Genomic DNA, 11844 nt, shown 5'->3' with positions numbered 1-11844 from the left:
TGCGTGCTCGGGGTGCGACTTAGGGTGCGGATTTCAAGTGCAGGTCACTAGCCCGCCGCCGCGACGAGGTACCCGTCGCCGTCGAGCGTGACGGGGATGGGGTCGCCGATCTCGAAGCTCTCTCCCCCGCTGTCCTCGAGGTTGTGGAAGCCGAAGATGACCCACGAGCCGTCCCGCCGCTGCACGAGCGGCGCGGCGTGCAGGGTCGGGTCGGCCGTGAAGGGACGGGCGGCGTCGATGTCGAACGGCCCGAGGGGGCCGTCGCACGGCAGCGACCAGGTGCAGAACTCGCCGGTGCGCCCGATCCGCTCGGGCGTCATCTCCTGGGGGTGGCACGAGAAGACGAGCACCCACCGGCCGTCGATCCGCCGGGGTTGCAGCACCTCGAGCTGCCCGAAGCCGGTCCCCGGTGAGGAGAGCGGCGGAAGGACCGTCCACGTCTCGAGGTCGGGCGAGTGCAGGTGGCCGACGACGCCGTCGTCGTTGCGGGCGGCCCCGACGGCCCGGGCCGTGACGAGCAGGTGCCAGCCGTCCCCGTCGGGGTCCCGGAGGGCGAAGGGGTCCCGCCACGTCTCGCTGACCGTCTCCAGGGCCGGGCCGCTGGTTCGCACGTCGGGGTAGTCGGCCAGGGTCTTGTACCAGCGTCGGTCGGGGGCGACCAGCGGCGCGGCCGATCGCGCACTCCAGGTGTGCAGGTCGGTCGAGGTCGCCATCCCGAGGCGCTGGTCGCGCAGCCCGTGCCCGGCGGTCGAGATCGCGGTGTAGAAGAACCGGTACGAGCCGTCGTCGGCTCGGACGACGGACCCCGTCCAGATGGCGAGGTCGTCGAAACCGCCCGCGGCGGCCGGTCCGAAGGTCTCGCCGAGCACCTCCCACGTGCGGAGGTCGTCGGAGACGGCGTGCCCGATCCGCGCCTTGTCGTGGCGCAGGTCGGCACGCGGCAGTCGAGGCGCCTGGAGGTAGTAGAGGTGGTACCGGGTGCCGTCGTCCACGCACCAGGAGTCCCAGACCCAGGCGTCGTCGAGGCGAAGCATGCTCGTCATCCTCGCAGGAGTTCTCCCGCCCGTCGCGCCCCACGGATGCCGCGCGCCTACCACGTCCGGTGGCGCCGGGGACCGCGGCCCCGCGCGGGGAACCACGGGCATGCGGTTGCTAGGTTCGCTCACTCGCTCCGGGAGCACGCAGGGGTCCCCCGCACCGTGAGCCCACCTGACGTCGATCCCGGGAAGTCGCTTGCCGTGAACCTCAAGGCCACCGCCCTGGCCCTCGCCCTCGCCTCCTCCTCGCTGATGGGTGCGGTCGCCTGGCAGTCACCGCCCGCCGCGGCCGAGAGCGCGGCCGAGACCGCGACCAAGCAGGACGGCGTGATCGCCTGGGCGGGCGCTGGCGGCGGCATCTTCGTCAGCGCGCACGACGGTCGGGGCTGGACCAGGATCGTCGGCACCCACGTCCGCGCCGGGTCGCTCGACTGGAGCCCCGACGGCGACAGGTTGCTGTGGGTGGGCGCCACCCACCGGCGGGTCTACGTCGCCGATGCCGACGGCAGCAATGTCGAGTGGATCGCGGGGGGCGACGGCGCCCGCCACGAGACGCCGGCCTGGTCCCCCGACGGTGAGCGGGTCCTGTGGAGCAAGGACGGCGACCTCTGGGTCGTCGACGCCGACGGTAGCGACGCCGCGGCCGTGGTGGCCGACGCCGAGTGGAACGTGAACGCGACCTGGTCACCGGACGGCAGGCGGATCCTGTGGGACCGCCCGGAGCAGGCGTGCCTCCCCGACTGCGTCGACAGCGAGCCCGGCGTCTTCCTCGCGAACGCGGACGGATCGGACGTCGCCCGGCTGCCGGGCAGCGGCGCCGGCGACCGCTACCCCGCGTGGTCCCCCACCGGCGACCTGGTCGCGTGGCAGCGGTCCACGGCGGGGACGGGCGACGCCACCGTGGTCGCGAAGCCGGACGGCACGGTCGTGCGCACCTTCGACGTCGGGGACAGGCCGCGGTGGTCGCCGGACGGAGAGTCGCTGCTGGTGGGGGGCCACATCGCAGACCTCGCGTCCGGCGAGGTGCGGGAGTTTACGGAGGAGACGGTGCGGGACGCCGCCTGGGCGCCGAGCGGGACGAAGATCGCCACCGTGGAGCCGACGCGCGGCAGCTCCGGGCGACCCACGGTCTACACCACCGTCGACGCCGCGGCAGAGCGGCGGTGGCTCCGCGGACCCTCGGTGGGCACACACCTCGCCTGGCGGCCGGTCGATCGGGTCTATCGCTGCCGCGGCCTCCTGGCGACCATCGTCGGGACGCCCGGTGACGACGTGCTGACCGGGGGTGTCGGCCGCGACGTCATCGTGGGCCTGGGTGGCGACGACCGGATCGCGGGCCGCTCCCAGGCCGACGTGCTCTGCGGTGGAGCGGGCGCCGACGACATCCTGACGGGCACATCGCCAACGACGTCCGGCGACGGCTCGTACATCGATCAGGACGTGGCGAGCGGCGGTCGTGGTGACGACGTCGTCCGTGGCGGGTCCGGGCAGGGCAAGCTGTTCGGCGGCCCGGGCGACGACGTGCTGCGCGACTCCGGCGGGTTCGACCGCCTCTACGGCGGCGGCGGGGACGACCACCTGCTCGGCGGCAACGACACCGACTACCTCTACGGCGGCGGCGGGAAGGACCGCCTGCTCGGCGGCAAGGAGTTCGACTTCCTCAAGGGCGGCGCCGGACGCGACGTGCTCGAGGGTGGCGGCGGCAGCGACATCCTGTACGGGGAAGCAGGCCCCGACGTCCTCCGCGGCGACGGCGGTCGGGACGACCTGTACGGCGGGGACGGACCGGACACCATGTACGGCGGTGACGAGGACGACTACCTGTACGGCGACGGCGGGGACGACCGCCTGTACGGCGAGGACGGTCGAGACGTGCTGCACGGCGGCGACGGCCACGACCGCTGCGGCGGCGGAGCGGGCGGCGACATCGTCTACTCCGACTGCGAGGTCAGGGGGGCGAACGGCAGGTCCAACTGGTCCGGCTGACAGCCTGCCGACCGACCGGCTCGCCGGCCGGTGACGGCGAGCCCCTCTAGGCTCGCGGTGTGCCCGAGTTCACCTGGCGGCCGGCCAACGACGCTGCGAGCGCGGACGTCGAGGCCGTCTTCGAGGCCGGCGGCGCCCGGAAGTGCCGCTGCCAGGCGCTCAAGGTGCCGGGCTGGATCTGGCGCGACACGACCCAGGAGCAGCGCGACGCCGCGCTCGAGGAGCAGACGGGCTGCGGCACCGACGGACCCACCTCCGGCCTCATCGGGTACCTCGACGGCGAGCCGGCCGGCTGGGTCGCCGTGGAGCCCCGGGAGAACTACCCGAGGATCTGGGCCCGGCAGAAGTCGTGGATGCGGAAGGACCCCGACCTCGAGGGCGTCTGGTCGGTCACCTGCTTCGTCGTGCGGAAGGGCTTCCGCCGACAGGGGCTGACGTACCAGCTCGCCGCCGCCACCGTGGAGTACGGCCGGAGCGTCGGCGCTGGCGTCCTCGAGGGCTACCCCACCGAGCCGCCGCCCGACAAGACCGTGATCTGGGACGAGGCGTCGGTCGGCCTGCTCCAGGTCTTCCTCGACGCCGGTTACGAGATCGAGGCATCCCCCACCCTCCGCCGCAGGGTGGTGCGGCACCGGCTCGACGCGTCGCCGTGACGGTCGCTCCCGGACGGGGCAGGTTGCGGTCGCGCGGCGGGATCACTCCCTGGCGCGCCTTCCGGCGCGGTCGGGCGCCGGTGCGGCCTACTATCGCGTCTATGGCCAGCCTCGACCTGCCACGCGACCGGCCCGTCGGGGCCCGCAGGTCCCAGGGCGGGCCACTCGCGCGGCTCTGGTGGCTCGGCCTGCCCCTGGTGCCGCTCCAGGGATACCGGCTCAAGCGGAACCTCCCCCGCTTCGCCGACGCCGACGGCACGATCGGCCGGGTCGGCTCGGGCAGCCGCCGCATGAGCGTCGTCGCGCTCGGAGACAGCGTCACTGCCGGGTACGCGCTCGATCACCACCGGTCCTCCATCGCCGGCCAGCTGGCCCTGCGGCTCGCCGAGCGGTACGACGCGACGGTCGACTGGCGGGCCTGCGCCAGGTCGGGCGCCACCGCGGCGGAGGCGATGGAGCTGGTCTCCCCCGAGGCCCTGGCCGGAGCCGACCTGGTGTTCGTCTCGATCGGCGTGAACGACCTCAAGAACCTCCACAGCACGACCCGCTTCCGCCGTGACCTCGGGGCGCTCCTGGACGAGGTCCTCGCCGCCGCTCCGCACGCCCGGGTCTGCCTCCTCGGCATCCCGCCCCTCGAGCACTTCCCGGCGTTCCCCCGACCGCTGGCCGACGCCCTCGGCTGGCGCGGCCGGGTCTTCGACGCGATCGCCGTCGAGGCGATCCGCGCCCGCCCGAGGATGTTCCGCATCGAGACCACCGAGGCGCTCGGTCGGGAGATGTTCGCCGGCGACGGCTTCCATCCCAGCCCCACCCTGCACGCCGCGTTCGCCGACGCCGTCATGGCGATCCACCGCCTGCCCGCGGAGGATCCGGGGGCGCGGGGCGAGGGGTCACCTGACGCTCCGGCCGCGCGCCGCAGGGCGGGTCGGGCTGTCGACGAGACCTAGGGCAGACCCCCGGGTTGTTTCGCCGCTAGCCTGTCGCGACGACGAAGGCCGTCGAGGGAGCTTGGGGAGTGTGCAATGGGGCGTACGACGTGTCTGGGCTTGGCCGCTGCGGTGGCAGGAGGGTCGTTGACGGTGGTGGCGGGATTCTCCGCTCCCGCGGCGGCCGCTGAGCCGACACCCGTGTGTGGCGCCACCTCCTGCACAGCGACGTATGCCGCCACCGGAGGACCCCAGACCTTCACCGTCCCCGACCAGGTGACGTCCCTGCACGCGGTGGTGCACGGCGCAGCGGGCGGTTCGACCTACTCCTTCGGCTTCTACGACGGCTACGGCGGCTGGGGCGGGGACACCTCCGGCGACATCACCGTGGCCCCCGGCGACACCCTCACCCTCGTCGTCGGCGCCAAGGCCACGGACGTGGACGACTTCGACGGGCCCGCCGGCTCAGCTGGGTACGGCGGCGGCGGGGCCGGAGGGACCAGCGAGGCCAACTACGACTACCCCGCGGGCGGCGGGGGTGGCAGCTTCCTCGTCGACGACGGGGGCACACTGCTCCTCGCGGCCGGAGGTGGCGGCGGGGCCGCCAACTACAGCAACGGCGGGGACGGTGGGGGTGCGACCACCGGCGGGACCGCCGGCGTCGACGGCGGTGGCGGAACGACCGGCGGCGGAGGAGCCACCACCAGCGCGCACGGCGCCGCTGGGAGCGAGAACGGCACCGCCGGGAGCGGATCCTTCGTGAGCGCCACGACGCTGCCTACCGGCGGCGTCGGCGGCGCCGGCTGGCACCCGGGCGGTGGCGGCGGCGGGGGCTACCGGGCCGGCGGTGGCGGCGGCGGCCACCGCAGCACCGGCAACCAGTCGGGAAGCGGCGGCGGTGGCGGGGCCGGCTACGCGGCCGAATCGGTCACCAACGTGACCAGCCACACCGGCACCCGCGCGGGCAACGGGTTGATCGTGCTGACCTGGGATCTCATCGGCCAGCCGATCGACTTCGAGGCGCTCACCGGTCCAGCGACGGTCGGCACCACGCAGGACTTCTCCGCCACCGGAGGCGACTCCGGCAACCCGATCGTCTACTCCATCAACGGCGCGACGACCGGCAGCGCCTGCTCGCTCCTCCCCGACGGCTCGGGGGTGTCCTTCGACCACCCGGGCTCGTGCGTGGTCGACGCCGACCAGGCAGGCACCACCACCTACGGCGCCGGTCACGCCCAGCAGACCGTCGAGGTGGTCGGGATTCCCACCGCCACCACCGCAGCGGTGAGTGCCACCACCATCACCGCGACCGTGGAGCCCGCCAACGACGGGATCGACCCCACCGGCACCGTCACCTTCACCGTCGACGGGTCCCCGGTGGGCCAGGCGGACCTGGCCGCGGGAGCCACCGACCCGGTCGCCACCCTCGACTACACCGTCCCGACCGGCAGCTCGCACCAGGTCGTCGCGTCGTACGCCGGCGACCAGTACTACGCGCCCTCCCAGGGCAGCGTCACCCGTTCGGACCCGGCGCTGCAGGTCTCCGCCTCGGCGTCCGCCCCGAAGCGGCGCGGCTGGTGGCGCAAGCCGGTGACCATCAGCTTCCGCTGCACCCCGACCAGCGGAGCCCTCATCGGCACCTGCCCGGGTCAGGTCGTCGTGGGGACCCAGGGCAAGGGCAAGATCGTGAGCCGGACCGTGACGGCCGACGACGGCGGTGCCAGCACCGCCAGGGTCACCGTCAACCTGGACCTGACCAAGCCGACGGTGCGGATCAAGGGCGTGAAGGCAGGCCGGACGTACCACGGCTCGCTGCCGAAGCGGACCTGCGTCGTCCGCGACGCCCTCTCAGGACCGGCCACCTGTTCGATGACCACGAAGAAGCGCTCCGGTCACCGGGTGATCCTCACTGCCAAGGGCTTCGACAAGGCCGGCAACCGCAAGAAGACCAAGGTCACGGTCTTCCTCCTCAAGCGGTGACCGTGGCACGGCGACGCCTCGCGTGAGGAGATGGGGACTCTGGGGCGGGCCTGACGACGGCCAGCGATCCCGCCTCGGCACTGGCCTTCCGCTGGCGGAGGCGATGTAACACGGGGTCCGCCGATCTGCTCGGCCGTCGGCGTCGCTTCGATCCCGTTGCGGCGGGCGGAAGGCGACGTGGACGACCGCGCAGTGCGGTGGACGGCGTGTTACATGGCATCCCTGCCGGCGTCGGCTCGGGTCGTGTGCCTGAGGCATCGGACTGCCGGGTTCTCAGGCACACGACCCCGACCGACCGGAGCCTCAGCGGCCACGCCGGCGCCGCGTCGACGTGGGCCGGGCGTCAGGCATCGAGCAGCGCGAGCTCCTCGGCCGTCAGGTCCAGGTCGGCGGCCGCCGCCGAGTCGGTCACCGAGGCCGGTCGCTTGGCGCCGGGGATCGGGATCACCACCGGCGACTGGGCCAGCTCCCAGGCGAGGGCGACCTGCTGCGGGCTGACGCCCCGCGACGCCGCCACCTGCGCGAACGCGGGGTGGTGGGCAGCCAGCTCCTTCGCGTCGCCCAGACCTCCCAGCGGGCTCCAGGGCAGGAACGCCAGGCCCAGCTCGGCGCACACGTCGATCTCCGGCCGGCTGCTCCGGAACTTCGGCGAGAACTGGTTCTGGACGCTGACCAGCGCGTCGCCGAGCACCGCGTGGGCGGCGCGGATCTGGTGCTCGTTCGCGTTCGACAGGCCGATCATGCGAACCTTGCCGCTGTCGCGGATCTCGGCCAGCGTCGCGATCACCTCCCCGTACGGCGTCGCCGGGTCGGGCCGGTGGTGCTGCCACAGGTCGATCCGCTCCACCCCCAGCCGCTCCGAGGAAGCGTCCACGGCCGCGAGCAGGTGGGCGCGCGAGCTGTCGGTGGCCCAGCCGCCGCCCTCCGTCCGAACGTGGCCGCCCTTCGTCGCCAGGAAGACGCGGTCGCGGACCCCGAGCTCGTCGAGGAGCGACGCGATCAGCCGCTCGTTCTCGCCCTGGGCCCCCTCCCCCTTCTCCTCGCCGGGGCCGTAGGCGTCCGCGGTGTCGAAGAGCGTGACCCCGGCGTCCAGTGCCGCGCCCACCGTGTCGAGCAGCTGCCCGCGCGGCTGGCTGCCGGTCTGGTCGAAGGTCATCAGGCCGAGGCCGACCGCGCCCACCTCGACGCGCCCGACGGTGTCGTTGCCGATCGTCCGAGTCCTCATGCGTCGTTCCTACCGGGTCGGTCAACCCGTGCGCCTCAGCCCGCGTCGGGCGACTCCTGCGGCGCGCGGGCGCGCGACTCCGACGCCGCCCAGGCGTAGACCCCCTTCGCCATCAGCGACTCCTCCGCCTCGGCGCGTGCCGCGTACACCTCGGCCCGGGCCACGTGCAGGTCGGCGTCGTCGGGGTCGGCCTGGGTCGCCATCTCGGCCAGCTGCGCGGCGAGGCGCAGGTCGCCGTCCTTCAGCAGGCGCAGCGCCTCGTCGGCCACCACCCGGGCCCCGCCGGCCATCGCGGCGACCGACCGCGCCAGCTCGGCGTCCGTGGCGGGCTTGAGGCGGGCCGGGTTGCCGTCGTACCAGCCGCCGTAGCGACGCCAGAGGTTGCGCACGATGAACTCGGGCTCGTCGTACTTCGGCGCGAGGTAGCTGCGCGAGGCCAGGTGGGCAGGAGGGCGGACGGTGGCGACGATGTCGTCGAGGCGGGCGCCGGCGTTCATCATCTCCAGCGTCTGCTCGACGATGCTCTCCAGCCACTCCGCGGTCTCCAGCAGCACCTGCTCGATCCGGTCGGCCCCGAAGATCGGCACGCCGTGCGACGGCGCCATGATCTCCGCGCCGAGGGAGGCCATCCGGCGCAGCGCGATCGCCCACTCGCGCGGGAACCGCTGCACCTTCTGCGGGTTGCCGCAGTTCGGCGCCAGCCAGATGAACATGTCACCGGGCAGCAGCAGCCTGTGCTCGCGGACGTAGGCCACGGCCGCGTCGTCCGTCTCCCCCTCGGCGTGGAAGAGGTCGAAGGTGAAGCCCGCACGGGTCACCGTCATCGCGTCGCGGAACGTGACGTCGGGCTGGCGGTACTCGGTCGCCCACTGCAGGTCCGGGATCTGGAACTGCCGCTGGTTGATGACCGCGTTGTAGCCGGCGGTCAGCGCGTAGCGCTCGAACCGGTCGCGCACCCGCTCCTGGGCGATCACCTGGGTCCGCGGGCCCGGCTCCGCGTCGAACGGCGCCAGCCCCATCACGTGGTCGAAGTGACCGTGCGAGTAGAACGCGGCCGTCAGCGGCAGGTCGGACCAGGCGCGGATCGCCGCGTGGCTGATCTCCGCGGTCACCGGGTTGCCGGTGTCGAAGAGGACCAGCTCGTCGTCGTCGCGGAACGTGATCACGTTGCCGAAGCCGGGCAGCAGGCCCACGCCGTCGGCTACCTCGAGCACCCGGTCCGACGCGGGCGCGATGTGCGCGATGCTGGCGTCGCCCTCGGCGTTCCAGGCCTCCTCGGCGTGCTGACGCAGGTTCACGGTCTGACTCATCCAGGTGTCCTCTCAGGCGGTGCGGTCATGCGGGGCGTGCGGCCGTGGGCGCCGCGACGTGCTCGGGTTGGGCGGCGTCGAGGACGCGGCGGTCACCGTCCGGGTTGATGAACAGGGAGGCGACGACGGCGCCCACGAGGAGCAGCACACCACCGACGGTGTACGCCGACGTGAAGCCGGCGACGTCGGAGTCGGCGGCGTCGACGAGGGCGCCGAAGATCACCGGGCCGAACGCGCCGCCGGCGGCGGAGAGCGCGGTCACCGTGCCCAGCACCGCCGCGCGCTGGCGCCCCGGCGCGACCTCGGCGATCGTCGCGGCGATCAGGCTGAACGTGGAGCTGCTGGCGGTGAACGCGACGAGCAGGGTGACCAGCAGCACCGGCCCGTCGGGCACCCGGGGCACCGCGAGCACGGCGGCGCCGCCGACCGCGAGGGCCCCCGCGACGACCGCGCCGTGGCTGATCCGGCTGGAGACGCCGCGGACGTGGAGACGCTGCGAGGCGAGCCCGACGGAGAAGATCACGGCGACGCCGACCAGCTGGGTGAGCGCGGCGATCCCACCCGCCTGCGTGAGCTCCCAGTCGCGGGCCCGCTGCAGGTAGAGCGGGAGCCAGGTGATCGCCACCGCCATCGTCCAGTACGCCGCGAAGCCGGCGATCGCGGCGCCCCAGACGGTCGGCCGCAGGAACAGGCCCGCCCAGCGGTCGGCGCGCTCGTGCGTCCCGGCGGCGGCGGTGTGCACGGCGAACGGCCCGCTGCCGCCGCCGCGCGCCCAGGCCGCGACCCAGAGCAGGCCGATCAGGCCCGTGAGCAGGAAGGCGGCGCGCCAGTCGGCGTGGGTGACCAGCACGGCCAGCAGCGGAGCACCGAGCGCGATGCCCGCGGGGGCGCCCATCGTCAGGATGCTGCTGGGCAGGGTCCGCTCACGGTCGCGGAACCACGTGAACACCGTGTGGTTGGCCAGCGCGAAGGCGGGACCCTCGGCAGCCCCGAGCATGATCCGGGTGAGCACCAGGGTGGTCAGGCCGGTGCCGGGGATCGCCACCAGCAGCTGGGCGACGCTCCAGACGACCACCAGGCTCAGCAGCAGCAGGCGCGGGTCGAAGCGGTCCGCGAACCAGCCGACGACGAAGCCGGAGACGGTGAACGCGAGGAAGAACGTGCTGCTCACGAGACCGAACTGGGTGTCGCTCAGCCCGAGGTCGCTCTGGAGGCGCTCGCCGGCGATGCCCAGGACGGCCTTGTCCATGAAGTTGATGGCCATGAAGCCGAAGAGCAGCCAGGTCACGACCCACCGGCGGTCGATGCCGGACGTCGATGCGAGCACGAGTGGGTCCTTCCGACGACAACTGTGTCCCGCACCACACTGCTGTGCCCGCTGTCACAGGACAATCGGCCGTCGTCCCACGTTCCGCGGTCGCGGGTTGTGACATCTCACAACCCGGCCGTCGGCTACGCCTGCGGACGGAGCCGGCGCGCGAGCAGCGCCGCCGTCATCAGCACCACGCCCTCGGCCGTGCGCAGGTCGATCCCGGAGAGCTCCCGGATCCGGGCCAGCCGGTTGTCGACGGTGTTGCCGTGCACGTGCAGGGCGCGGGCCGTCCGACCGCGCTCCATCTGCTGATCGATGAACGCCGAGGCGGTCTCGAGCAGGTCGGGCCGCTCGACGAGCGGCCGGACCAGCTCGACCAGCGCGTCCGCGGCGCCGGGCCCGCCGGCGAGGTGGTACTCCAGCAGCACCTCGCCCAGGCCGAAGACCCCGGCCCCGCGGTCGGTGCTGACCGCGATCGAGGAGATCAGGCGCGCCCGCTCCGCGGCCTCCGGGACGCGGTGCGGCTCGGGTGCCGGGGCCGTCCCGACGGCCAGTCCCCCGACCTGGCGGACCGCACCCCGCAGCTCGCCCTCCACATCGGTTCCCTCGGCCTGGGGCAGCAGCAGGACCAGCCCCTCGGACTCCCGCAGCGTCAGCACGCCCGAGCCCAGGCGGCGGAACAGGTCCGCGCGCAGGAACTCGCGGGCCCGCCGGGCCGCGACGGTCGCCTCGTCGCCGTCCACCCGGCGCACCTGCGCGACCAGGTACGCCGGTGCCAGGACCGCCTCGGCGCTCGCGGCCGCCTCCGCCACCCCGGCGCCGTCGACCAGCGCGCGGGCCAGCGCCTGGCGGCCCTCGTCCTGCTCGGCGCGCCCGGCGGTGACCTGCGCCTGGTAGCTGTCGACCACGGCCGAGACCGCCTCGCCGACGAGGCGCATCTGCACCTCGGCGATCCAGGGCAGCGCCGCCTGCTCCTCCGGTCGGGCCTCCCGCGCGATCGCCCGCCACACGTACTGGCTGCCGAACAGGTAGGCGTCGACCATCAGTCGCAGCGGGATCCCCTCGGTGGCCCGCTGCGCCGCCCGGGCGCGCATCAGGGGCAGGATCTCGATCGGCTCGCCGCCCACCGCGAGCAGCAGCTGACGGGTGGCGTGCCGGGCCGTGTCGGCGAACTCGGTCTCCTTCAGCTCCGCCGGGAGCTGGTCGTAGGCGGGGATGTCGACGAACCACCGGTCGGTGAGCTCGCGGGCGAGCGCGTTGACGCCGCCGACGCAGCGCTGCACCAGGGCGGTCGCCGCCGCCCGGGTCGCCTCGTCGGGCGCCTCGACCCGCACGGGTCCGCGCTCCACGCTCTCGGGATCCCTGCCCCTCGGCCCCACGTCGTACCGTCCCTCCGGGTCGCGCCGCGGCCGGTC

General features: G+C 73.8%; 9 protein-coding genes. 4 read left to right on the top strand and 5 right to left on the bottom strand.

The window, feature by feature from the left end:
* Positions 1–47: 47 nt before the first annotated feature.
* Positions 48–1034: a glycoside hydrolase family protein gene (locus ABLM29_RS10280; RefSeq protein ID WP_349714008.1), complete on the bottom strand. Its 987-nt coding sequence runs from the start codon at positions 1032–1034 to the stop codon at positions 48–50.
* Between the two features lie 165 nt (positions 1035–1199).
* Here ABLM29_RS10280 and ABLM29_RS10275 point away from each other — a divergent pair, with 165 nt between their 5' ends.
* The 4 genes from ABLM29_RS10275 to ABLM29_RS10260 all read left to right on the top strand — a co-directional run bounded on the left by ABLM29_RS10275 (position 1200) and on the right by ABLM29_RS10260 (position 6582).
* Positions 1200–3023, top strand: a complete 1824-nt coding sequence (locus tag ABLM29_RS10275; protein ID WP_349714007.1) for a hypothetical protein — start codon at positions 1200–1202, stop codon at positions 3021–3023.
* A gap of 59 nt (positions 3024–3082) precedes the next feature.
* The gene (locus ABLM29_RS10270) at positions 3083–3676 is read left to right on the top strand and encodes a GNAT family N-acetyltransferase (protein WP_349714006.1); all 594 of its coding nucleotides are present in this window, start codon (positions 3083–3085) and stop codon (positions 3674–3676) included.
* 101 nt (positions 3677–3777) lie between these two features.
* The gene (locus ABLM29_RS10265) at positions 3778–4623 is read left to right on the top strand and encodes an SGNH/GDSL hydrolase family protein (protein WP_349714005.1); all 846 of its coding nucleotides are present in this window, start codon (positions 3778–3780) and stop codon (positions 4621–4623) included.
* A 255-nt stretch (positions 4624–4878) separates the two neighbouring features.
* Positions 4879–6582, top strand: a complete 1704-nt coding sequence (locus ABLM29_RS10260; protein ID WP_349714004.1) for an Ig-like domain-containing protein — start codon at positions 4879–4881, stop codon at positions 6580–6582.
* Between the two features lie 343 nt (positions 6583–6925).
* On the opposite strand, the gene ABLM29_RS10255 is transcribed toward ABLM29_RS10260, so the two are convergent.
* From ABLM29_RS10255 to ABLM29_RS10240, 4 genes are all read right to left on the bottom strand, one after another.
* Complete coding sequence (locus ABLM29_RS10255) at positions 6926–7807, bottom strand: aldo/keto reductase (RefSeq protein WP_349714003.1); 882 nt, start codon at positions 7805–7807, stop codon at positions 6926–6928.
* A gap of 35 nt (positions 7808–7842) precedes the next feature.
* Positions 7843–9117, bottom strand: coding sequence for an alkyl sulfatase dimerization domain-containing protein (locus ABLM29_RS10250; protein WP_349714002.1), 1275 nt, complete (start codon positions 9115–9117; stop codon positions 7843–7845).
* A gap of 25 nt (positions 9118–9142) precedes the next feature.
* Positions 9143–10444, bottom strand: coding sequence for an MFS transporter (locus tag ABLM29_RS10245; protein ID WP_349714001.1), 1302 nt, complete (start codon positions 10442–10444; stop codon positions 9143–9145).
* A gap of 125 nt (positions 10445–10569) precedes the next feature.
* Entirely contained in the window at positions 10570–11778 is a 1209-nt protein-coding gene (locus tag ABLM29_RS10240) for a PucR family transcriptional regulator (protein WP_349714000.1), read from the bottom strand.
* Positions 11779–11844 lie beyond the last annotated feature (66 nt).

This window comes from Nocardioides sp. YIM 152588 (assembly GCF_040191335.1).
Lineage (GTDB): Bacteria > Actinomycetota > Actinomycetes > Propionibacteriales > Nocardioidaceae > Nocardioides.
Note: the sequence above shows the minus strand (reverse complement) of the source record. Positions and strands in the feature narration are given on the sequence as shown.